We start from the raw sequence: 21209 nt of genomic DNA, 5'->3' as shown, positions 1-21209 counted from the left end.
GGCGGAGCCGGATACCGGGCGGGACGGTGGCGCGGAAAAGGAAAAGCCCGGCGCGGGGCCGGGCTTTTCTTGACCTGCGGTCGTTCCGGTTACAGAACGGACAGCGGGTAGTCGACGATCAGGCGGAACTCGTCGATATCGCCTTCGGCCTGGTCGGCGTTGGCGCGGTGCCAGGCTTGGCGGATGCGGAAGGACAGGTCCTTGGCCGGGCCGTTCTGGATCACGTACTTGGCTTCCACGTTGGTTTCGTGGTGCTTGCCGTCTTCACCGTAGCCGTAGGCAGCGTAGGCGCTGGTCGGATCGATCTTGGTGCCGTCGATGTCCTTACCGTTGATGTAACGAGCCATGAAGGTCAGGCCGGGTACGCCGTACTCGGCCATGTTCAGGTCGTAACGAGCCTGCCAGGATTTTTCGCCCGGGCCGTTGAAGTCGGAGTACTGAACGGAGTTGGCGAGGAAGATCGAGTCCGCCGCTTCGTTGTTGTCACCGATACCGATGTAGTCGAACGGAGTGTTGCCGTTCACTTTCTGGAAGGCCAGGGTGAAGGTGTGGGCGCTCAGGGTGTAGGCGGCGGCCAGGGAGAAGGTGTTGTTGCTGATGTCGCCAGCTTTCGCGCTGCCTTCATCCTTGGTGTTGTAGTAGTTGAAGTCGAAGCCCAGGGATTGGGAGTCGGCGATCGGCAGGGTGTAGTTCAGGTTGACGTAGTACTGCTTCCAGATGTCTTCCAGCTTGGCGCCATACAGCGACGCGCTGAAGTTGTCGTTGAAGGCGTACTTGCCGCCAACGAAGTCGGCGGAGCTGGCATCAACGCCGGCGTAGGTGGCCCAGATGTCACCATCGCGGTTGGTGGTGGTCTGGCCGGTACCGGAGTAGTAGTGACCCGCCTCGACGTCCAGACCTGCGATTTCGCTGCTCATCAGGCTGAAGCCGGTAGCGGTCTGCGGCAGCAGGCGGGTGCCACCGACGGCGAATACCGGGGCGGTGGGCTGCATGTCGCCGAATTTCAGCTCGGTCTTGGAAACGCGAACCTTGACGGCTGCGCCTGCCTTGCCATAGTCGTCGGCCTTGTCGCCGTCGTCGTGGACCGGCAGGTTGCCGGTGGCGCCATAACCGCTGCCGCCGTCCAGTTTCAGGCCCAGGTAGCCGAAGGCGTCAACGCCGAAACCGACAGTACCTTGGGTGAAGCCGGAGTTGTAGTTGGCCCAGAAACCTTGGGTCCAGTCGCGGGCGTCAGCGGCGCCATCTTTCTTGTTGCGGTTGAAGTAGTAGTTGCGGACCAGGAAGTTCAGGCTGCTGTCTTCGACAAAGCCTTTGGACTCCGCTTGATCGCTGACGAAGGCTTCGGCCATGGCCAGTTGCGAGGTGGCTGCAGAAATCGCCAGGGCAATGGCGCTCCACTTCATCACTTTCATCGTGATTGCTCCTTTGGTTTTGAAATTATCTGCCATCACTTATGTGCCGCGGTGACGGCTCGTTCTTCTTGTCGGCGCTAACTTATAGCACGCGTGTTGTCTTGGCGATAGTTGCCGGAAACTTCAAACGGTTTCTTTATGGCACTGTCGCAAACATGTATGACAAGTGTCGCTTCCAAGTAGGTCTCATCTTGAGAATCTGGTTATGCGACGACTTGACGCTCGCTTGTTTTATTTCCCCTTGGTGGTGTCGCGTATCTTCTGGTTGTTTTTTGTTCAATTGCGATCCGCGCTTTTGTTGTTCTTCCCGGTGGCGAGCATCTAGCAACATCCGTGCTCAAAAGCCGTTTCGGCTCCGCGAAGGTTTCGCCATCGCTCCGGATGCTGCACGGTGTATGCCGTTGGCGCGCGGATTTCAAGATGTTGCGGAAATATTTGCGACTTCTCCTACACGCCCGGCGCTTGTCCGGGGTTGCAGGTTCGTTCGAGAAGCCGGGGTTTTCCTGCCAGGTTCCTTTCAGTAGACAGCAGATGCCTCTGCTTCCCTGTTGTCGGAAAGTGCCCCGATTTGGCGCAGTGCACGAATAGGGTGCCGCGCAACTGCGCCGTGGCTGCCGTTCCGCGCCTGCCTCTAGTATCCTGCGCGCCCAGCGCCCCCGAGGGGGCTAAGCTTCCCTTCAAAGACTGGTCGAACAGGAGAAGTCAGATGTTCGTCTTGGATTCCCGCCTGCAGCAGGACACCATCGCGCTGGGCGACTTTCCCCTGAGCCGCCTGCTGCTGATGAACGATGCGCAGTACCCCTGGTTCATCCTCGTGCCGCGCCGCGCCGATGTCAGCGAGATCTTCCAGCTGGCGCCGGACGAGCAGCAGGAGCTGTGGCGCGAGGCCACCCACCTGGCGGAAGTGCTCAAGGACACCTTCAAGGCCGACAAGATGAACGTCGCCAACCTCGGCAACGTGGTCAGCCAGCTGCACATGCACGTGATCGTGCGGCGCCGGGACGACGCGGCCTGGCCGGGCCCCGTCTGGGGCCGGCACTCGGCGCGCCCCTACACCGCCGAGGAACTGCTGGCAGTGCGCGGCAAGCTGCGCATGGCGCTGGGCGACGGCTTTCGTTTCGAGGAGTGAATGCCATGAACCTTGAAGAGCGGGTGACCGATCTGGAGAGTCGCCTGGCGTTCCAGGACGATGCCCTGCAGACGCTGAGCGACGTGGTCTACGAGCAGGAGCGCCTGATCGAGCGCTTGCGTCTGCAGATGCAGGCGCTGCTCAAGCGCCTGGACGACCTGCAGGGGCAGGTCGGTATCGCCGAGGACGAGGCGCCGCCGCCGCACTATTGATGGTGGTCGTGGGTGGCGTAATGCCGTTTATGTGGGGTGTTGTGTCTGGTGTCTGCCGGTGGGAGTGGGTTTTGGGGTTGAGCCCGCTCCCTCTCCCCAACCCTCTCCCGCAAGCGGGAGAGGGGGCTGTCCCGGGCAAGCGGATAACGCAGCGTCAGCCGGCAAGTCCGGGCGAATAACCGTTCGCGGTTATCCGCCGCCATCCGTGCCACCGGGGTGTCCGGCGTGGCCGGGGAGTCCAATCGCGGACAAAGTCCTACCCCGCCACCGCTGTCCCACCTGTAGGAGCGCGCCCTGCGCGCGATTCGCGGGCAGGGCCCGCTCCTACATGGGAATGGTGTCGGTGGGGCAGCGTAGGAGCGGATCTCATCCGCGAACCGCGCCGGGACCTCCGGCTATCGCGGACAAGGTCCGCTCCTACGGGGGAGAAATATCGTGCTTCCCGGCAACCTGTAGGAGCGGACTTTGTCCGCGATTTGGCGGATAACGCCGTAGGCGTTATGCGCCCTACGGGTTTCCAGCGAAACATCCGCGCGCACCGGAACGCCCCTTCAGAAGGCCGAGCGAAACCGGCGCTCAGGTGTGGCGACTGACAAAAGTGACTCGCCCGAGGGGGCGAAACGAGAGACATCCGAGCACTCGGAGCGGCGCGTTACACCCAAGCCCGACATCCTTGGGTTTCCGCATTCGCGGGAATGACGAGGGGGCGGAGCATGAGGTCGGGACAAGGGGCGAAGGCCCTGCGAGCAGAACCATGACCCCACCCCACATGAAAATGCCGTTTCCCCATAAGAAGAAACGGCATCCTGTTTTAAGCAAGCAGCATTACACCCATCAACGGGCTTCCGCGTTTCTGCTTGCCCGTCAGCGGCGGCCGGGCAGGGCGGCGATCACGTCCTCCGCCTGCAGGCCCTTGTCGCGTTGCACCACGGAGAACTCCACGCGCTGGCCCTCGATGAGGATGCGGTGACCTTCGCCGCGGATGGCGCGGAAGTGCACGAAGATGTCCTCGCCGGTGTCGCGGGAGATGAAGCCGAAGCCCTTGGAGGTGTTGAACCACTTCACGGTGCCGGTCTCGCGGTTCTCGTCGCTGATCGGGGCTTCGGGCTCTGCGCTCGCGCTGGGGCGCTTCTGCAGCCGGCCGGCGAGTTGCAGGACCACGGCGATGGCGAGGATCAGCAGGGGCAGGACGATGGCGGGCTGGTCGCCGATGGAGGGCAGCGGGGCCAGCAGGATGAGGATCTGCAGGACCACGGCCAGGGCGATCAGCGCCGATACCAGGCTCTGCAGCTGTTGTACCCGCTGGCTGGCGGGGGTGAGCAGCAGGGCGGTCAGGCCGAGCAGGGCCAGGTAGACGGCATCGGCATTTTGCAGGTAGGGGATGGCATCGGCGCGCAGCGAAGGCGCGAAGGACAACACGAGGGCGGCAACGCCCGTCAGCAGGTGGACGATTTTCAGCATGTTATGGATTCACCTTGAGCGGTAAGCGTAAAGAGAAGCAGCCGGTCGGGCGGTCTGGTTCGCAGCGATGAAGATGACCTGAAAGAGGCCGGCAGCCTATGCGCGGTACGCACGGGCGGTATTTAACAGCAAACCGGTAACCTTCTCAAATCAACCGCTTAGCGCCTTGGGCGGGGGAGGTGAGCCCGGCGTGATGCCGGGCTCGGTGGGGTGGTTTCAGTGGGCAAGCAGGCTGCGCAGCATCCAGGCGGTCTTCTCGTGGACCTGCATGCGTTGCGTCAGCAGGTCGGCGGTGGGTTCGTCGGATGCCTGGTCGGCCAGCGGGAAGATGCTGCGCGCGGTACGCACCACGGCTTCCTGGCCCTGGACCAGCAGGCGGATCATTTCCTGGGCGTCCGGCACGTCCTGCTCTTCCTTTATAGAGGAAAGGCGGGCGTAGGCGGCGTAGGTGCCCGGCGCCGGGAAACCGAGGGCGCGGATGCGCTCGGCGATGCTGTCCACCGCCAGGGCCAGCTCGGTGTACTGCCCCTCGAACATAAGGTGCAGGGTGTTGAACATCGGCCCGGTGACGTTCCAGTGGAAGTTGTGGGTCTTCAGGTAGAGGGTGTAGGTATCGGCCAGCAGGCGCGAGAGCCCTTCGGCGATGGCGGCGCGGTCCTGTTCGGCGATGCCGATGTCGATTTCCATGGCGTCTTCCTCTTGGTGAAAATTCCAGGTCAGGCTATCACGCACGCGGGTGCGCCCATCCTGGTTTGAATCAAAGCATCCGATAGTCGATTTCTATCAGGGGCTGCGACGCGGCCGCCGCCGGAGGGCGGCTGCAAGTCATGGTTTTTTCAGGCTATAATCCGCGCCTTTGCCGCGGGATGCGGGCCCGCGGCCAGATAGCAGCCAAGGTGTCCCGATGCCGATTTACGAATACCAGTGCCGTTCCTGCGGCCATCAGCTGGAAGCCATGCGGAAGCTCAGCGATGCGCCGCTGGTCGATTGCCCGGCCTGCCAGGCCCCGGAATTGAAGAAGATGGTCTCCGTCCCCGGTTTCCGCCTGAGCGGCGGCGGCTGGTACGAAACCGACTTCAAGACCGGCGCGAAGAAGAACCTGGCGTCCGCCGAGTCCGCCTGCCCCGCCACGGGCTGCGGCTCGGGCGCCTGTGCCGCCGGCGAATGAGCGGTTCCCTCGAATCCAAGACTTGCGAGAAGCGAAACACACCATGATGCGCAGCCACTATTGCGGCCAATTGAACGAGAGCCTGGACGGCCAGGAAGTCACGCTTTGCGGTTGGGTGCACCGCCGCCGCGACCACGGCGGGGTGATCTTCCTCGACATCCGTGACCGCGAAGGCCTGGCCCAGGTGGTGTTCGACCCCGATCGCGCGGAAACCTTCGCCAAGGCCGACCGCGTGCGCAGCGAGTACGTGGTGAAGATCACCGGCAAGGTGCGTCCGCGTCCGTCCGGCGCGGTCAACGCGAACATGGCCTCCGGCGCCATCGAGGTGCTGGGCTACGAGCTGGAAGTGCTGAACCAGGCTGAGACGCCGCCGTTCCCGCTGGACGAATATTCCGATGTGGGCGAGGAAACCCGCCTGCGCTACCGCTTCATCGACCTGCGCCGCCCGGAAATGGCCGCCAAGCTGAAGCTGCGTGCGCGCATCACCAGCAGCATCCGCCGCTACCTGGACGACAACGGCTTCCTCGACGTCGAGACGCCGATCCTCGGCCGCCCGACCCCCGAGGGTGCGCGCGACTACCTGGTGCCCAGCCGCACCTACCCGGGCCACTTCTTCGCCCTGCCGCAGTCGCCCCAGCTGTTCAAGCAGCTGCTGATGGTGGCCGGCTTCGACCGCTACTACCAGATCGCCAAGTGCTTCCGCGACGAGGACCTGCGCGCCGACCGCCAGCCGGAATTCACCCAGATCGACATCGAGACCAGCTTCCTCGACGAGAGCGACATCATCGCCATCACCGAGAAGATGGTGCGCCAGCTGTTCAAGGAAGTGCTGGACGTCGAGTTCGACGAATTCCCGCACATGCCCTTCGAAGAGGCCATGCGCCGCTACGGTTCGGACAAGCCGGACCTGCGCATCCCGCTGGAGCTGGTGGACGTCGCCGACCAGCTGAAGGACGTGGAGTTCAAGGTCTTCTCCGGCCCGGCCAAAGATCCCAAGGGCCGCGTCGCCGCCCTGCGCGTGCCGGGCGCCGCCGCCATGCCGCGCAGCCAGATCGACGACTACACCAAGTTCGTCGGCATCTACGGCGCCAAGGGCCTGGCCTACATCAAGGTCAACGAGCGCGCCAAGGGCGTCGAGGGCCTGCAGTCGCCGATCGTCAAGTTCATCCCCGAGGCCAACCTGAACGTGATCCTCGATCGCGTCGGCGCCGTGGATGGCGACATCGTGTTCTTCGGCGCCGACAAGGCGAAAGTCGTCTGCGACGCCCTGGGCGCCCTGCGCATCAAGGTCGGCCATGACCTCAAGCTGCTCACCAAGGAGTGGGCGCCGATGTGGGTCGTGGACTTCCCGATGTTCGAAGAGAACGACGACGGCAGCCTGACCTCGCTGCACCACCCGTTCACCTCGCCCAAGTGCAGCCCGCAAGAGCTGGAGGCCAACCCGGCCAGCGCGCTGTCCCGCGCCTACGACATGGTGCTCAACGGCACCGAGTTGGGCGGCGGCTCCATCCGTATCCACGACAAGGGCATGCAGCAGGCGGTGTTCCGCGTGCTGGGCATCGACGATGCCGAGCAGGAAGAGAAGTTCGGCTTCCTCCTGGACGCCCTCAAGTACGGCGCGCCGCCCCACGGTGGCCTGGCCTTCGGCCTGGACCGCCTGGTGATGCTGATGACCGGCGCCGCGTCGATCCGCGAAGTGATCGCCTTCCCGAAGACCCAGAGCGCCGGCGACGTCATGACCCAGGCGCCGGGCACCGTGGACGGCAAGGCCCTGCGCGAGCTGCACATCCGCCTGCGCGAGCAGCAGAAGGCCGCCGAGTAATTCCAGACGAACCGCGGCGGCGCAACCCCTGCGCCGCCGCCGCAACAAGCTAGACGGAGTGAGTTATGGCTGGTCATTCCAAATGGGCCAACATCAAGCACCGCAAGGAGCGTCAGGACGCCAAGCGCGGGAAGATCTTCACCAAGCTGATCCGCGAACTGACGGTCGCCGCCAAGCAGGGCGGCGGCAACCCGGCTGACAACCCGCGTCTGCGCCTGGCCGTGGACAAGGCGCTGACCGCCAACATGACCCGCGACACCATCGACCGCGCGATCGCCCGTGGCGCGGGTTCCAACGACGCGGACAACATGGAGGAGCTGACCTACGAAGGTTACGCGCCCAGCGGCGTGGCGATCATCGTCGAGGCCATGACCGACAACCGCAACCGCACCGCGGCGGAAGTGCGCCATGCCTTCAGCAAGTGCGGCGGCAACCTCGGCACCGATGGCTCGGTGGCCTACATGTTCGACCGCAAGGGGCAGATCAGCTTCGCCCCCGGCGTCGACGAGGATGCCCTGATGGAAGCGGCCCTGGAGGCCGGCGCCGACGACGTGGTGACCAACGACGACGGCTCCATCGACGTCTTCACCAGCTTCGCCGACTTCATCGCGGTGAACGAGGCGCTGACCGCCGCCGGCTTCAAGGGCGAGGAAGCGGAGATCTCGATGATCCCCTCGACCACCGCTACCCTGGACCTGGAGACCGCGCAGAAGGTGCTCAAGCTGATCGACATGCTCGAGGACCTGGACGACGTGCAGAACGTCTACTCCAACGCGGACATCCCCGAAGAGGTGATGGCGCAGCTTGGCTGACGCCATCCCCGACAGGGGCCTCGGGCCGGAAGCCGGAGCCGTCGGATTCGACCGCTCCGGCTTCCTGCTTCTGGTTTCCGGCATATGACCCTGATCCTAGGCATCGACCCCGGTTCGCGCATCACTGGCTTCGGCGTGGTGAGGGACACCGGCCGCGGCTGCGAATACGTCGCCTCCGGCTGCATCCGCACCGGCAGCGGCTCCCTGCATGAGCGCCTGCAGATCGTCTTCCGCGGCGTGCGCGAGGTCATCCAGACCTACCACCCGACCATGATGGGCATCGAGCAGGTGTTCATGGCGCGCAACGCCGACTCCGCGCTCAAGCTCGGCCAGGCCCGCGGCGCGGCCATAGTGGCGGCGGCGGAGGAGGGGCTGGAGATCGCCGAATACACCGCCAGCCAGGTCAAGCAGGCCATCGCCGGTACCGGCGGGGCCGACAAGCTGCAGGTCCAGATGATGGTCATGCACCTGCTGAAGCTGACGCAGAAGCCGCAGATCGACGCCTCCGACGCCCTGGCCATCGCCCTGTGCCACGCCCACACCCGGCAGAGCCTGGTGCCCCATGGCCTGACGACGGCGCGCCGTCGCGGCGGGCGCCTGCGCCTGTAACCGACAACCTGCAAGGACCCTGAGCCGTGATTGGACGCCTGCGTGGCACCCTGGCGGAAAAGCAGCCGCCGCACCTGATCCTCGACGTCAACGGCATCGGCTACGAGCTGGAAGTGCCGATGACCACCCTTTATCGCCTGCCCGCCCTCGGCGAGCCGGTGACCCTGCACACGCACCTGGTGGTGCGCGAGGACGCCCACCTGCTCTACGGCTTCGCCGAGAAGCGCGAGCGCGAGCTGTTCCGCGAGCTGATCCGGCTCAACGGCGTCGGCCCCAAGCTGGCGCTGGCCCTGATGTCGGGCCTGGAAGTGGATGAGCTGGTGCGTTGCGTGCAGGCGCAGGATACTTCCACCCTGGTGAAGATCCCCGGGGTCGGCAAGAAGACCGCCGAGCGCCTGCTGGTGGAGCTCAAGGACCGCTTCAAGGCCTGGGAGAACATGCCGACCATCGCCCCCCTGGTGACGGAACCGAAACTGGCCGCAACAGTCTCAAGCGCCGAGGCGGATGCCGTCAGCGCGCTGATCGCGCTAGGCTTCAAGCCCCAGGAGGCGAGCCGCGCCGTGGCCGCCGTGGAGGAAAAAGATTTGTCCAGCGAAGAACTCATCCGCCGCTCGCTCAAGGGCATGGTCTGATCCATGATCGAGACCGATCGCCTGATTTCGGCCGCCACCGCCGGCCCTCGCGAGCGCGAGGAACAGCTGGACCGCGCCATCCGTCCGCTGAGCCTGTCCGACTACATCGGCCAGCCCAGCGTGCGCGAGCAGATGGAGCTGTTCATCAGCGCCGCCCGCGGCCGCAAGGAGGCCCTGGACCACACGCTGATCTTCGGCCCGCCGGGCCTGGGCAAGACCACCCTGGCGAACATCATCGCCCAGGAGATGGGCGTGGCCATCAAGAGCACCTCCGGCCCGGTGCTGGAGCGCCCCGGCGACCTGGCAGCGCTGCTGACCAACCTCGAGCCGGGCGACGTGCTCTTCGTCGACGAGATCCACCGCCTCTCGCCCATCGTCGAAGAAGTGCTGTACCCGGCGATGGAAGACTTCCAGCTCGACATCATGATCGGCGAAGGGCCGGCGGCGCGCTCCATCAAGCTCGACCTGCCGCCCTTCACCCTGGTCGGCGCCACCACCCGCGCCGGCATGCTGACCAACCCGCTGCGCGACCGCTTCGGCATCGTCCAGCGCCTGGAGTTCTACAGCGTCGACGACCTGGCGACCATCGTCGCCCGTTCGGCCGGCATCCTCGGCCTGGACATGGACCCGGCCGGGGCCTTCGAGATCGCCCGCCGCGCCCGTGGCACGCCGCGCATCGCCAACCGCCTGCTGCGCCGCGTGCGCGATTTCGCCGAGGTGCGCGCCAGCGGCGCGATCAGCAGCGAGGTGGCGGACAAGGCGCTGAACCTGCTGGACGTCGACGAGCGTGGCTTCGACCACCAGGACCGGCGTCTACTGCTGACCATGATCGACAAGTTCGACGGCGGGCCGGTGGGGCTGGACAACATCGCCGCGGCCATCGGCGAAGAAAAACATACGATCGAGGACGTGCTGGAGCCCTATTTGATCCAGCAAGGCTATATCATGCGCACGCCGCGGGGACGGGTCGTCACCCGGCATGCCTACCTGCATTTCGGTCTGAAACTGCCGAAGCGGATGGGGGAGGATGCGATGCCGGATCTTTTCTCGTCTGAAGATGGTAATTAATTGCATTTGTGGCTGATTGCCGATTGGCAAAGCCCCAACTTGGTTCTAGAGTATGCGCGCGCAACACGGGGGTCAGCCGTTCGAGCATCGATTCCGGGTCTATTACGAGGACACCGATGCGGGCGGCATCGTCTACTACGTCAACTACCTCAAGTTCATGGAGCGGGCTCGCACCGAGCGGCTGCGGGCTCTGGGCTTCGCCCAATCCCAGCTGGCAGGTGAGAACCTGCTTTTCGTCGTTCATTCGGCCGAAGCGCGCTACCACGCGCCGGCCCGTCTGGACGACGAGCTGGTCGTCAGCGCCGAGGTCGAGGAGTTGAACCGCGCGAGCCTGCGTTTCCGTCAACAGGTTCGTCGAGCGTCGGATTCGGCCTTGCTATGCGAAGGCCGCTTCCTGGTGGCGTGCGTACGGGCTGACAACCTCAGGCCCCGCGCCATCCCCGAAGTGTTGCGTGCGGCATTTGCCGGCACTCCGGACACCCTTTCAGCAGGAGAATAACGTGGAACCGAACGTCGTCGACCATACCTCCATGTGGAGCCTGATCAGCAACGCCAGTATCGTGGTGCAGCTGGTCATGCTCACCCTGGTGGCCGCCTCGGTCACTTCTTGGATCATGATCTTCCAGCGCAGCAACATGATGCGCTCGGCCAAGAAAGCCCTGGATGGCTTCGAAGAACGCTTCTGGTCGGGCATCGACCTGTCCAAGCTGTACCGCCAGGCCGGCAGCAACCCCGACCCGGACTCGGGCGTGGAGCAGATCTTCCGTGCCGGCTTCAAGGAGTTCTCGCGCCTGCGCCAGCAGTCCGGCGTCGACCCGGACGCGGTGATGGAAGGCGTGGCCCGTTCCATGCGCGTGGCCATCTCCCGTGAGGAAGAGAAGCTGGAAACCAGCCTGCCGTTCCTCGCCACCGTCGGCTCCACCAGTCCGTACATCGGCCTGTTCGGCACCGTCTGGGGCATCATGAACTCCTTCCGCGGCCTGGCCGCCGTGCAGCAGGCCACCCTGGCCACCGTCGCCCCCGGCATCGCCGAGGCCCTGGTCGCCACCGCCATCGGCCTGTTCGCCGCGATCCCCGCAGTCATCGCCTACAACCGCTTCGCCGCGCGCTCGGAAATGCTGATCGGCCGCTACTACACCTTCGCCGACGAGTTCCAGGCCATCCTGCACCGCAAAGTCCACGCCAGCGACGATTGACCAGAGAGGTGAGCCGACATGGCAAGGGTCCGTCATAAACGCAAGCCGGTCGCTGAAATGAACGTGGTGCCATACATCGACGTGATGCTGGTACTGCTGGTCATTTTCATGGTGACCGCACCGATGCTGAACCAGGGCGTCAAGGTCGACCTGCCCAAGGTCTCCAGCGAAGTGCTCCCGCAGGACAACGACTCGCGGGTGCTGACCATTTCGATCAAGGCCGACAAGACCTATTACTGGAACATGGGTTCGGAAGTCGACCCCGACCAGGGCAAGGGCAGTCAGACCGCGGTGGCGCTGGACCAACTGGTCAGCGCGGCAACCGCCATCCTGGCCCAGAACAGCAGTCAGGGTAAGAAAGTGCAGGTCTTCGTGCGTGGCGACAAGGCTGTCGACTACGGTTCCGTCATGGCTGTCATGGGCGGATTGCAGAAGGCCGGCGTAGGTAACGTCGGGCTGATTACCGAGGCGCCCGGAACTTGATGCAACGCGAACACTCCCCATCGGAAAGCTACTTCTGGCCGGTCGTACTGGCGGTAGCGCTGCACGTCCTGATTTTCGCGATGCTCTTCGTCAGCTGGGCCATGACGCCCGAGCTGCCGCCTGCGCGTCCGATCGTCCAGGCTACGCTCTACCAGCTCAAATCCAAGAGCCAGGCCACGCAGCAGACCAACCAGAAGATCGCCGGGGAGGCGAAGAAGACCTCTGCCAAGCAGTACGAACAGGAACAGCTGGAGCAAAAGAAGGTCGAGCAGGAAGCCGTAGCCGCGGCGAAAGCTGCGGAACAAAAGAAAGCCGATGAGGCTCGAAAGGCTGCGGATGCCGAGAAAGCTGCGGAAACAGCCAAGGCAGCCGAGGCGAAGAAGGCCGCAGACGCCGCCAAGAAGGCGGCCGAGGCCAAGGCCGCTGCGCAGAAGCAGCAGGCCGACATCGCCAAGAAGAAGGCCGAGGAAGAGGCCAAGAAGCAAGCCGAGGAAGAAGCCAAGAAACAAGCCGCGGAGGAGGCCAAGAAGAAGGCCGCCGAAGAGGCCAGGAAGAAAGCCGAGGAGCAGGCCAAGAAACTCGCCGCCGCGGAGGACGCCAAGAAGAAGGCTGCCGCCGACGCCGCGAAGAAGAAGGCCGCTGCCCAGGCTGCGGCGAAGAAGGCTCAGGAAGACAAGAAGGCCCAGGCCCTGGCCGAACTGCTGTCCGACGACACGCAGCGCCAGCAGGCCCTGGCCGACGAACAGGGCAACGAGGTGGCAGGCAACTTCGACGACCTGATCCGCTCCCGGGTATCCGAGGGCTGGTCGCGTCCGCCATCGGCCCGCAACGGCATGAGTGTTACCGTGCAGATCAGCATGCTGCCCGATGGCACCATCACCAATGCGACCGTCGTCCGCTCCAGCGGCGACAAGGCGTTCGACAATTCCGCGGTGAACGCCGTGAGGAACGTCGGTCGCATTACTGAAATGCAGGGCCTGAGTCCCAAGGACTTCAATCCCTACCGTTCCTTCAAGATGACCTTCACGCCTGAGGACCTCACGCTGTGATCAAGATTTTCAGAGGATTGCTCGTCGCCCTGCTCTGCGTGGCAGGCGTAGCGATGGCAGATGAGAAGAACATTCTGGTGACCAGCGGGGCCGACCGGGCCGTGCCGATCGCCGTGGTGCCCTTCGGCTGGCAGGGTGGCAACGTCCTGCCCGACGACATGGCCAACATCATCGGCAACGACCTGCGTAACTCCGGCTACTTCGAGCCGATCCCGCGGCAGAATATGATCAGCCTGCCGGCCCAGGCCAGCGAGGTGATCTACCGCGACTGGCAGGCCCTCGGCGCGCAATACGTGCTGATCGGCAACATCACCCCGGCCGGCGGCCGCCTGCAGGTGCAGTACGGCCTGTTCAACGTCGCCACCCAGCAGCAGATCGTCACCGGCAGCGTCGGCGGCAGCGTCGAGCAGCTGCGCGACATGTCGCACTTCATCGCCGACCAGTCGTTCGAGAAGCTCACCGGCATCAAGGGCGCCTTCTCCACCAAGCTGCTCTACGTGACCGCCGAGCGCTTCTCCGCCGACAACACCCGCTTCACCCTGCAGCGCTCCGACTACGACGGCGCGCGCCCGGTGACCCTGCTGCAGTCGCGCGAGCCGATCCTCTCGCCGCGCTTCTCGCCGGACGGCCGCCGCATCGCCTACGTGTCCTTCGAGCAGAAGCGCCCGCGCATCTTCATGCAGTACGTCGACACCGGCCGCCGCGAGCAACTGACCAACTTCGAGGGCCTCAACGGCGCCCCGGCGTTCTCCCCGGACGGCAACCGCCTGGCCCTGGTGCTGTCGCGCGACGGCAACCCGGAGATCTACCTGATGGACCTGGGCTCGCGCCAGCTGCGCCGCCTGACCAACAACGCGGCCATCGACACCGAACCCTTCTGGGGCAAGGACGGCTCGACCCTGTACTTCACCTCGGACCGTGGCGGCAAGCCGCAGATCTACAAGATGAACGTCAACAGCGGCGCTACCGACCGCGTGACCTTCACCGGCAACTACAACGCCAACCCGAAACTCTCGGCCGACGAGAAGACCCTGGTGATGGTCCACCGCCAGGAAGGTTTCACCAACTTCCAGATCGCCGCCCAGGACCTGCAACGCGGCAATCTGCGGGTACTTTCGAACACAACCCTTAACGACTCGCCCACTGTCGCGCCAAATGGCACGATGATAATATACGCGTCCCGCCAGCAGGACCGGGGCGTGTTGATGCTGACCAGCATCAACGGACGTGTTCGGTTACCGCTACCCACCGCTCAGGGCGACGTGCGCGAGCCTTCCTGGTCCCCTTACCTGAACTGACGGTTGCCAACTGTTTCAAACTTATACACTGGGGTTCATTAGGAGTTACATGATGGAAATGCTGAAATTCGGCAAATTTGCCGTTATCGCCCTCGCCATGGCCGTAGCCGTAGGTTGCTCGTCCAAGAAAGGCGATGCTACTGGTGAAGGCGCCAATGGCGGCGTTGACCCGAACGCTGGCTACGGCGCCAACAGCGGTGCCGTTGACGGCAGCCTGAGCGACGAAGCCGCCCTGCGTGCGATCACCACCTTCTACTTCGAGTACGACAGCTCCGACCTGAAGCCGGAAGCCATGCGCGCTCTGGACGTACACGCCAAAGACCTCAAAGGCAGCGGCCAGCACGTTGTCCTGGAAGGCCACACCGACGAGCGCGGCACCCGCGAGTACAACATGGCTCTGGGCGAGCGTCGCGCCAAGGCCGTTCAGCGCTACCTGGTGCTGCAGGGTGTTTCCCCGGCTCAGCTGGAGCTGGTTTCCTACGGTAAAGAGCGTCCGGTTGCCACCGGCCACGACGAACAGTCCTGGGCTCAGAACCGTCGCGTCGAGCTGAAGAAGTAAGACCCTATGCGCCTGCGATTTCTGACCTTGATGGTCTGCGGCCTGCCGCTGATGGCGGCGGCCGCGGTTCCGGTGGTGGATGGTAACGATGGCGGCTACGCCAGCGCGCCGCCCGCGGGGTACGGCACCGCAGGCACTGATGGTGCTTATGCCGGTGGCGGGGCGGCTGCGGCCGCTCCCGTCTCCGGGCAAGCCCAGCTGTTCCTGCAACTGCAGCAGATGCAGGACGAGATCGCCCGCCTGCGCGGCACCCTCGAAGAGCAGCAGAACCAGATCCAGCAGCTGAAGCAGGAAAGCCTCGAGCGTTACCAGGACCTCGACCGTCGCCTTTCCTCCGCTCCGGCGGCACAGAACTCCTCCACCGACGGCAGCGCCGCCGGTGCGGGCGCAGCGGCCGGCGCCGCAGCCGCCCAGCAGCAACAGGCCCAGCCCGCGAGCAGCGAGCCGGGCGATCCGGCGAAAGAGAAGCTCTACTACGACGCGGCTTTCGACCTGATCAAGGCCAAGGACTTCGACAAGGCCAGCCAGGCCTTCGGCGCCTTCCTGCGCAAGTACCCCGGCAGCCAGTACGCCGGCAACGCCCAGTACTGGCTCGGCGAGGTGAACCTGGCCAAGGGCGACCTGCAGGGCGCCGGCCAGGCCTTCGCCAAGGTCAGCCAGGCCTACCCGAGCAGCCCCAAGGTGCCGGACTCGCTGTACAAGCTGGCCGACGTGGAACGCCGCCTGGGCAACAACGACAAGGCCCGCGGCATCCTCCAGCAGGTGGTCGCCCAGTACCCGGGCAGCTCCGCCGCGCAACTGGCCCAGCGTGACCTGAAGAGCCTCAAGTAAGCCTCTTGTCGCTCATCTGAAAACGCCGTTTCTTCCAGCAGGGGGAAACGGCGTTTTTCATTGCTACCGGGATGTCCGGCGTGGCCGGTAAATCCGATCGCGGACCCTACGCCGCCCCACCCACGTCATCCCCTTGTAGGAGCGCGCCCTGCTCGCGAATCGCGGGCAGGGCCCGCTCCTACGTCACCGGCCAGGAGCGAGCCTCCCTGGAACTGTAGGAGCGGACTCCGTCCGCGATTGCGTTGAACCCCACCATCGCCCGAATGAACAACATTCCGCGCCGGGCGCCGGTTTTTTCGCTAGAATCGCCGCCACCCGGAGCCGCGGAGCGGTTTCAGCTCGGCTGATGTCTGCCCGCCCGGGGTTCCCGGACGCCTGTCGCGTTCGCTCATTACACCGCAACGGAGGCGGATGGCCTGTACAGCCGTCACGCCCGTGGCTGATATGCAACAGACCCTGCGAATCACCGAGATCTTCTACTCGTTGCAGGGGGAAGCGCGCACCGTCGGACTGCCGACCGTGTTCGTGCGCCTGACCGGCTGCCCCCTGCGCTGCCAGTATTGCGACTCCGCCTACGCCTTCAGTGGCGGCGAGATCCGCAGCCTGGACAGCATCCTCGAAACCGTCGCCGGCTACCGGCCGCGCCACGTCTGCGTCACCGGCGGCGAACCGCTGGCGCAGCCCAACTGCCTGCCGCTGCTGCAGCGCCTGTGCGATGCCGGCTATGCGGTGTCGCTGGAAACCAGCGGCGCGCTGGACATCTCCGCCACCGACCGCCGCGTCAGCCGTGTGCTCGACCTGAAGACCCCGGGCTCCGGCGAGGTGCGCCGCAACCGCTACGAGAACATCGCCCAGCTCACCGGCAACGACCAGGTCAAGTTCGTCCTCTGCTCCCGCGAGGATTACGACTGGGCGGTCTCCAAGCTGATCGAGTACCGCCTCGACGAGCGTGCCGGCGAAGTGCTGTTCTCGCCGAGCCACCACCAGCTGGCGCCGCGCGAGCTGGCCGACTGGATAGTCGCCGACAACCTGCCGGTGCGCTTCCAGATGCAACTGCACAAGCTCCTCTGGAACGACGAACCGGGTCGCTGAGACGCGGACGGGAAGGGTAATCACATGACTCAGAAGAAAGCCGTCATCCTGCTCTCCGGCGGGCTCGACTCCGCCACCGTGGTGGCCATGGCCAAGGCCGAGGGCTATGCCTGCTACAGCATGAGCTTCGACTATGGCCAGCGTCACCGCGCCGAACTCCAGGCTGCCGAGCGCGTCGCCCGCCAGCTGGGTGTGGTGGAACACAAGGTCATCGGCCTCAACCTCAACGGCATCGGTGGCTCGGCGCTGACCGACAGCAGCATCGCCGTGCCCGAGGCGCCCAGCGAGGGCATCCCGGTCACCTACGTGCCGGCGCGCAACACCGTGTTCCTTTCCCTGGCCCTGGGCTGGGCCGAGGTGCTCGGTGCGCGGGACATCTTCATCGGCGTCAACGCCGTGGACTATTCCGGCTACCCGGACTGCCGCCCCGAGTTCGTCGAGGCCTTCGAGCGCATGGCCAACCTGGCCACCAAGGCCGGTGTCGAGGGCGACGGCTTCCGCATCCAGGCGCCGCTGCAGTTCCTTTCCAAGGCACAGATCATCCAGGCTGGCGTGGCCCGTGGCGTGGACTACGCGCTGACCGTTAGCTGCTACCAGGCGGACGGCGAAGGCCGCGCCTGCGGCAAGTGCGACAGCTGCCGCCTGCGTTCGGAAGGCTTCGCCTCGGCGGGGATTTCCGACCCTACGAGATATTTCTGAAAAATTTTTCGTAAGGGTGTTGTTTTTGCGTTAGAAATCAGTATTATACGCCTCGCGTTGGGTCGTTAGCTCAGTCGGTAGAGCAGTTGGCTTTTAACCAATTGGTCGTAGGTTCGAATCCTACACGACCCACCACTTTCGCAGCGGTTGTGCGGTACTAGGAAGGGGGGCTTGCCAGCCAGATTTCTAGTCTTGCAGCCGTCTGGAGCGAACCTTAGGCTCGCTCCCCTGTGATGTCAATATGAAATAGCCCGCCTTCTAAGGCGGGCTTTTTCGTTTCCGGGCCAGTGAAATCAGCTATTTGGGTGTGAGACAGCTCCGCCTGCGCGGCATTGCCGCAGGCGGTCTGATCGGGCGAAATCCGCGCAGCCAAAGGCCTGGCGCCATAATTCAAGCACCAGAATCTGCGTCAGATTTTCCTATGAGGTGGGATGCGAGTGACCGTTAGTGATGGCGATTCGCCATTCATCGGTTCACTGAGCTATGGCGAGGCTCTTGCCGCGAATCGCGTAGAGCTTCCTCCTGATCCAGTTCGAGAATAGGGCGTTGTAGCAGTGCTCGACATGATGGTGAAGAGCAAGCTGGGCGTGAACAACTCCTCGGGCGGCAAGGATGGCTCCGTCCCTGCTCGGTCGAACTGCAGCTGCAGCAGCGCGGCTGCCAACTCCTGGGTAGCTGGATCCACCGGAGCGCCTGGACCATGTTCGAGCCGTAACGGCTCTGTCGCGGCCAGCTCTTGCACCTGGTGCTTGTTAGTTCCTGGTGCGCCGGTTTCGTCCGCGCGCCTGACCAGCAGTAGGGCGCCCTGTAGAAGGCTGCGCTCATGCAGGACTTCCCGCATGTGATCGTAGTCAGCCTCGATGTACCCCATGGTGGTGGCGATATTCGAGTGGTTCAGCAGGCTCTTGGTCAGGTGAATATTTCGCTCAGGCTGCTTCATCAGGTCGGATGCTAGCGTGTGCCTGAAGCGGTGAGGCGTCATGCGTACACCAAGCTTCGCAATCAGCTTCTTGTACATGGCCTCAACCTGGTCAGAGTTCATTTCCGCTCTCCTGTAGTGATTGGAGAAGCGGTTCACATTGAATAACTGGTCCGTCGGCGCAAAGCCGCAGCGTTCTGCAGCGTCCAGAATGGCTCGAATGTGTGGCTCCAGTCCCTCCATTATGGGGACGAAGTATTCACGGTGCGTCTTTTCAGTTTCCCCGCGGATCAGAATGAGCTTTCTGTCCCAGTCCACGTCCTTCAGGCGTATGCACAGAAGGGCGTTTAGGCGGATCCCGGTGTAGTAGAAAACCTCGAAAGTGGCCAGCCAGAACCACGCTGGCGTGATCTTGCTTCGCTCACCTGTGCAGTGCTCTTCATCCACCAGGCTCATCAGCCAGCGCCGGGCTTGATGAATTGCCTCGCTGGCGACGATCTTGCTCGGCCTCCTGGGGGCGACGACTGTTGTCTTCTTGAAGGGATTGGGTAGCGTCTTGGGCAGTATCCCGTGCTCAATCGCATAACCCCAGACCGTACGGAGGTGGTTGGAATACGTGTTCCAGCTGCGCTTCGAAAGGCCGTCTGCAAGGACCAGTTTTCTCCAGGCCAGAATCTGGCGACGTTCAATCGCACCAACGTCGATTTCCTCACCAAAGTGACGCTTCAAGGCGTTCATCGCTGCCTTGTAAATCTTGGTGCTTGCGTCACGCAGGTCGTGATCGTCTGTGTATGCCTCAACCAGCTCGAGGGGCGTCATTGCTGGTCGCCCTCCTGAAGCAGAGCCAGGCTCGGATTGTCGAACGGCACCTCGTTGAAGAGAGTCTTGGGATCGCGCATGAGGTACCCGCGCAGCTGTTTGGTCTTGCGGGGGCCGGCTACGACGAACGTCCAGATATTCAGGCTCTTGGCTGTTTTCCGGTGCAACTTCTCTTTCTCAAACGCTCGCTGAACCAACTGCCAGGATTTCACGTCTTGAGAGGTGGCTTGCTTCTCAAGTTCAGGGTGCTCTTGAACGTACCGTTTGAAAATGCCGGGAGTGACCAGCATTGCGGTGCCGTCAGCCGTATGAACAAGGGCCCTGGCGTCGTTGATGATGATTCGGTGGGAGGCGATTCCTGCTTTCAGCCAGGCAACGAATCCCTGTCCCAGTGAGTGGCTACTGGTAGGCATCGTAGTCATTTCTTCTGGTGCAGGAGACCCAACTGGGGTCTCGGAAGAGTCTTGAGCCTGCTCCTGGCCCTCCACTGGCGTGGTTGGAGCGGCCGTCCGGCCGGGGCTATTGTCTAGCTCTTCTGATGGCGCGGTGATATTACCAAGAAGTGACAATAATTCGTCCACATCGGACGGTCGGATATTTGACGTTGCCGTCGGCGCCGGCTGAACTGTTCTCCGGCGGGCCGCCGCCGGATGTGACGCGTCGCCTGGACTGGCGGCTTCGCTGGGGGCGTCTACTGGTTCATCGGGGACTCTGCAGACAGTTTCCTCAGCTGGCTGGGTGACGTTGTTCTCGAGCTCGACAGAAAGGTTTCCCACATACGTATCAGGTCGCTCCTTCGCATCCGGCCAGATCAATGCCGGCGCGATCTTGAGCATGGTGAAGGTGTTCTTCCAGCCCCGACCGTTATCGACGGTAGCCTTCCAGATTGCCTTGTCCTGCGGATTGGTCTGGATGACTGCTTGGTCCTGGAGCATGTTGAAGAACGGTGCATTCGAGCTGGGGATGCCCTCGATGCCCTGGGCCAGCAGATACGCTCGGAGCTGGTCTGCTGCGGGTTTGCTGACCAACCACAAGGCGTCCTGGGCCAACCATCCATCTGCAGGGCCATCGGGATGGTTCAGCTTGAATTTCTCGCGTACCAGGAAGCGCAGTCCTTCGGCGAGCTGCCGCTGCAGCGACTGTTTGGGTGCTGCGAGCGCCCGGTCGGGGTTGCCGCCAAGTTCCTGGGCAACGGAGGCTGAGTCAGCCTTCACGACGATTTCTCCCAGGATGCCGGCGTTCTCATACTGGCCGGCGAGTAGGTAGATCAGGGACTTCCACAGTTCTGGAAACCCACTGAGCCAGTCCAGAATGTCCTTGTCGAGGATCTGCGCGTAGATGAGCGCTGAAGCAGCTCCATGCAACTGGTACTCACGCCCTCTCACATAGCGGAATCGGTAGGGCTTGGTGATCGGTCCGTGCCATGGATGCCAGGTGCCGCCACCCTGCAGCTCAACTATCACGTCGACGGCGATCTTCCCTAGGTCGTGGATCAACGCCCCATAAGCCGCGGCGGCAGACCAGGCTTCTGCCTGGGCAGACTGAGATTCCGGCGGTGCGCCGATTGGGAGCAAGTAGGTCTGCCTGATCTTCAGGGCGTACGCCACGATCTCCAGTCCATGATCCAGCAGGCCGCCAAGGTGGGCATGGTGATGGTTTTCCGAGGCAGGGAGCAGCTGGACCAGCTCGGCGAAGCGCTCGAGCGGTTGTCGGTAGAGGGCGTCGTACTGCTGGCGTGACAGCGAAGCGCGGCGCCAGATGTTCTCCAGTAGCTGCTGCCGGTGCGGCAGGCTCAAGAGGTCTGTGGCGCGCGCGGGTAGGTGGAAGCCTCGTAGAGAGGCTTCTGATGGTGGCTTAGTGGGTTTCCGACTGAGCCATGCGAGGAGGGACATGCGGAGCTCCAGGGCGAGTGCATGGAGCGGCGTTTTCCTCTAAACGG

The 21209-nt window shown here is 63.7% G+C and carries 22 protein-coding genes, 1 tRNA gene and 1 pseudogene; 18 read left to right on the top strand and 6 right to left on the bottom strand.

Annotated elements, in window-relative coordinates:
• Positions 1-89 precede the first annotated feature (89 nt).
• Positions 90-1412, bottom strand: a complete 1323-nt coding sequence (locus DK254_RS23125) for an OprD family porin (protein WP_109935645.1) — start codon at positions 1410-1412, stop codon at positions 90-92.
• Between the two features lie 706 nt (positions 1413-2118).
• Between DK254_RS23125 and DK254_RS23120 the strand changes: the two genes are divergently transcribed.
• Together DK254_RS23120 and DK254_RS23115 are read left to right on the top strand one after the other, a co-directional pair.
• On the top strand, positions 2119-2541 hold the full coding sequence (locus DK254_RS23120) for an HIT domain-containing protein (RefSeq protein ID WP_109935644.1): 423 nt from the start codon (positions 2119-2121) through the stop codon (positions 2539-2541).
• Between the two features lie 5 nt (positions 2542-2546).
• A complete protein-coding gene (locus tag DK254_RS23115) occupies positions 2547-2753 on the top strand; it encodes a SlyX family protein (RefSeq protein WP_089394044.1) in 207 nt (68 codons plus the stop codon).
• Between the two features lie 864 nt (positions 2754-3617).
• Here the strand turns inward: DK254_RS23115 and DK254_RS33865 are convergent.
• The 3 genes and pseudogenes from DK254_RS33865 to DK254_RS23105 form a co-directional block, all read right to left on the bottom strand.
• Entirely contained in the window at positions 3618-3848 is a 231-nt protein-coding gene (locus DK254_RS33865; RefSeq protein WP_134163507.1) for a cold-shock protein, read from the bottom strand.
• A gap of 60 nt (positions 3849-3908) precedes the next feature.
• Positions 3909-4214: pseudogene (locus tag DK254_RS35070) on the bottom strand (cold shock domain-containing protein membrane protein); the annotation flags it as partial.
• A 216-nt stretch (positions 4215-4430) separates the two neighbouring features.
• On the bottom strand, positions 4431-4901 hold the full coding sequence (locus DK254_RS23105; protein WP_109935642.1) for a Dps family protein: 471 nt from the start codon (positions 4899-4901) through the stop codon (positions 4431-4433).
• Positions 4902-5118: 217 nt separating this feature from the next.
• On the opposite strand from DK254_RS23105, the gene DK254_RS23100 reads away from it, so the two are divergent.
• The 16 genes from DK254_RS23100 (at position 5119) to DK254_RS23025 (ending at position 17667) form a co-directional block, all read left to right on the top strand.
• Positions 5119-5382, top strand: a complete 264-nt coding sequence (locus DK254_RS23100) for an FmdB family zinc ribbon protein (RefSeq protein ID WP_109935641.1) — start codon at positions 5119-5121, stop codon at positions 5380-5382.
• A gap of 43 nt (positions 5383-5425) precedes the next feature.
• Positions 5426-7204: an aspartate--tRNA ligase gene (gene aspS / locus DK254_RS23095; RefSeq protein ID WP_109935640.1), complete on the top strand. Its 1779-nt coding sequence runs from the start codon at positions 5426-5428 to the stop codon at positions 7202-7204.
• Between the two features lie 65 nt (positions 7205-7269).
• Positions 7270-8016 carry a YebC/PmpR family DNA-binding transcriptional regulator gene (locus DK254_RS23090; RefSeq protein WP_009616929.1) on the top strand — a complete coding sequence of 249 codons (747 nt, stop codon included), beginning with the start codon at positions 7270-7272 and terminating at the stop codon, positions 8014-8016.
• 84 nt (positions 8017-8100) lie between these two features.
• On the top strand, positions 8101-8625 hold the full coding sequence (gene ruvC, locus DK254_RS23085) for a crossover junction endodeoxyribonuclease RuvC (protein ID WP_109935639.1): 525 nt from the start codon (positions 8101-8103) through the stop codon (positions 8623-8625).
• 26 nt (positions 8626-8651) lie between these two features.
• The gene (gene ruvA, locus DK254_RS23080; protein WP_043267535.1) at positions 8652-9257 is read left to right on the top strand and encodes a Holliday junction branch migration protein RuvA; all 606 of its coding nucleotides are present in this window, start codon (positions 8652-8654) and stop codon (positions 9255-9257) included.
• 3 nt (positions 9258-9260) lie between these two features.
• Complete coding sequence (ruvB, locus tag DK254_RS23075; protein ID WP_109935638.1) at positions 9261-10325, top strand: Holliday junction branch migration DNA helicase RuvB; 1065 nt, start codon at positions 9261-9263, stop codon at positions 10323-10325.
• Positions 10326-10377: 52 nt separating this feature from the next.
• Positions 10378-10824, top strand: coding sequence for a tol-pal system-associated acyl-CoA thioesterase (gene ybgC / locus DK254_RS23070; protein WP_074981475.1), 447 nt, complete (start codon positions 10378-10380; stop codon positions 10822-10824).
• Position 10825: 1 nt separating this feature from the next.
• Complete coding sequence (tolQ, locus tag DK254_RS23065; protein ID WP_109935637.1) at positions 10826-11521, top strand: protein TolQ; 696 nt, start codon at positions 10826-10828, stop codon at positions 11519-11521.
• 18 nt (positions 11522-11539) lie between these two features.
• Positions 11540-12004: a protein TolR gene (tolR, locus tag DK254_RS23060; protein WP_089394036.1), complete on the top strand. Its 465-nt coding sequence runs from the start codon at positions 11540-11542 to the stop codon at positions 12002-12004.
• Complete coding sequence (gene tolA / locus DK254_RS23055) at positions 12004-13053, top strand: cell envelope integrity protein TolA (protein ID WP_177412088.1); 1050 nt, start codon at positions 12004-12006, stop codon at positions 13051-13053. Before tolR ends, tolA begins: the two co-directional genes overlap by 1 nt.
• A gap of 53 nt (positions 13054-13106) precedes the next feature.
• Positions 13107-14351: a Tol-Pal system beta propeller repeat protein TolB gene (gene tolB, locus DK254_RS23050; RefSeq protein WP_218281440.1), complete on the top strand. Its 1245-nt coding sequence runs from the start codon at positions 13107-13109 to the stop codon at positions 14349-14351.
• A 52-nt stretch (positions 14352-14403) separates the two neighbouring features.
• Positions 14404-14910, top strand: coding sequence for a peptidoglycan-associated lipoprotein Pal (pal, locus tag DK254_RS23045; protein WP_009616943.1), 507 nt, complete (start codon positions 14404-14406; stop codon positions 14908-14910).
• A gap of 6 nt (positions 14911-14916) precedes the next feature.
• The gene (gene ybgF, locus DK254_RS23040; protein WP_109935634.1) at positions 14917-15741 is read left to right on the top strand and encodes a tol-pal system protein YbgF; all 825 of its coding nucleotides are present in this window, start codon (positions 14917-14919) and stop codon (positions 15739-15741) included.
• Positions 15742-16185: 444 nt separating this feature from the next.
• Complete coding sequence (queE, locus tag DK254_RS23035) at positions 16186-16833, top strand: 7-carboxy-7-deazaguanine synthase QueE (protein ID WP_089394032.1); 648 nt, start codon at positions 16186-16188, stop codon at positions 16831-16833.
• A gap of 24 nt (positions 16834-16857) precedes the next feature.
• Positions 16858-17532, top strand: coding sequence for a 7-cyano-7-deazaguanine synthase QueC (queC, locus tag DK254_RS23030; protein ID WP_109935632.1), 675 nt, complete (start codon positions 16858-16860; stop codon positions 17530-17532).
• A 59-nt stretch (positions 17533-17591) separates the two neighbouring features.
• Positions 17592-17667, top strand: a tRNA-Lys gene (locus tag DK254_RS23025).
• Between the two features lie 346 nt (positions 17668-18013).
• Here DK254_RS23025 and xerC read toward each other — a convergent pair.
• Together xerC and mobH are read right to left on the bottom strand one after the other, a co-directional pair.
• A complete protein-coding gene (gene xerC / locus DK254_RS23020; protein WP_109935631.1) occupies positions 18014-19270 on the bottom strand; it encodes a tyrosine recombinase XerC in 1257 nt (418 codons plus the stop codon).
• Positions 19267-21162 (bottom strand): MobH family relaxase, encoded by a 1896-nt coding sequence (gene mobH, locus DK254_RS23015; protein ID WP_177412087.1) that lies wholly within the window; start codon positions 21160-21162, stop codon positions 19267-19269. Before mobH ends, xerC begins: the two co-directional genes overlap by 4 nt.
• Positions 21163-21209: the final 47 nt, after the last annotated feature.

Origin of the sequence: Pseudomonas sp. RW407, assembly GCF_003176655.1 — a bacterium.
GTDB lineage: Bacteria > Pseudomonadota > Gammaproteobacteria > Pseudomonadales > Pseudomonadaceae > Pseudomonas > Pseudomonas delhiensis.
Note: the sequence above shows the minus strand (reverse complement) of the source record. Positions and strands in the feature narration are given on the sequence as shown.

Bases quoted from the DNA above. Each gene is read 5' to 3' on its own strand.
- DK254_RS23125 (WP_109935645.1), bottom strand. From the start codon at position 1,412: ATGAAAGTGATGAAGTGGAGCGCCATTGCCCTGGCGATTTCTGCAGCC.
- DK254_RS23120 (WP_109935644.1), top strand. From the start codon at position 2,119: ATGTTCGTCTTGGATTCCCGCCTGCAGCAGGACACCATCGCGCTGGGC.
- DK254_RS23115 (WP_089394044.1), top strand. From the start codon at position 2,547: ATGAACCTTGAAGAGCGGGTGACCGATCTGGAGAGTCGCCTGGCGTTC.
- DK254_RS23105 (WP_109935642.1), bottom strand. From the start codon at position 4,901: ATGGAAATCGACATCGGCATCGCCGAACAGGACCGCGCCGCCATCGCC.
- DK254_RS23100 (WP_109935641.1), top strand. From the start codon at position 5,119: ATGCCGATTTACGAATACCAGTGCCGTTCCTGCGGCCATCAGCTGGAA.
- aspS (WP_109935640.1), top strand. From the start codon at position 5,426: ATGATGCGCAGCCACTATTGCGGCCAATTGAACGAGAGCCTGGACGGC.
- DK254_RS23090 (WP_009616929.1), top strand. From the start codon at position 7,270: ATGGCTGGTCATTCCAAATGGGCCAACATCAAGCACCGCAAGGAGCGT.
- ruvC (WP_109935639.1), top strand. From the start codon at position 8,101: ATGACCCTGATCCTAGGCATCGACCCCGGTTCGCGCATCACTGGCTTC.
- ruvB (WP_109935638.1), top strand. From the start codon at position 9,261: ATGATCGAGACCGATCGCCTGATTTCGGCCGCCACCGCCGGCCCTCGC.
- ybgC (WP_074981475.1), top strand. From the start codon at position 10,378: ATGCGCGCGCAACACGGGGGTCAGCCGTTCGAGCATCGATTCCGGGTC.
- tolR (WP_089394036.1), top strand. From the start codon at position 11,540: ATGGCAAGGGTCCGTCATAAACGCAAGCCGGTCGCTGAAATGAACGTG.
- tolA (WP_177412088.1), top strand. From the start codon at position 12,004: ATGCAACGCGAACACTCCCCATCGGAAAGCTACTTCTGGCCGGTCGTA.
- tolB (WP_218281440.1), top strand. From the start codon at position 13,107: ATGGCAGATGAGAAGAACATTCTGGTGACCAGCGGGGCCGACCGGGCC.
- pal (WP_009616943.1), top strand. From the start codon at position 14,404: ATGGAAATGCTGAAATTCGGCAAATTTGCCGTTATCGCCCTCGCCATG.
- ybgF (WP_109935634.1), top strand. From the start codon at position 14,917: ATGCGCCTGCGATTTCTGACCTTGATGGTCTGCGGCCTGCCGCTGATG.
- queE (WP_089394032.1), top strand. From the start codon at position 16,186: ATGCAACAGACCCTGCGAATCACCGAGATCTTCTACTCGTTGCAGGGG.
- queC (WP_109935632.1), top strand. From the start codon at position 16,858: ATGACTCAGAAGAAAGCCGTCATCCTGCTCTCCGGCGGGCTCGACTCC.
- xerC (WP_109935631.1), bottom strand. From the start codon at position 19,270: ATGACGCCCCTCGAGCTGGTTGAGGCATACACAGACGATCACGACCTG.
- mobH (WP_177412087.1), bottom strand. From the start codon at position 21,162: ATGTCCCTCCTCGCATGGCTCAGTCGGAAACCCACTAAGCCACCATCA.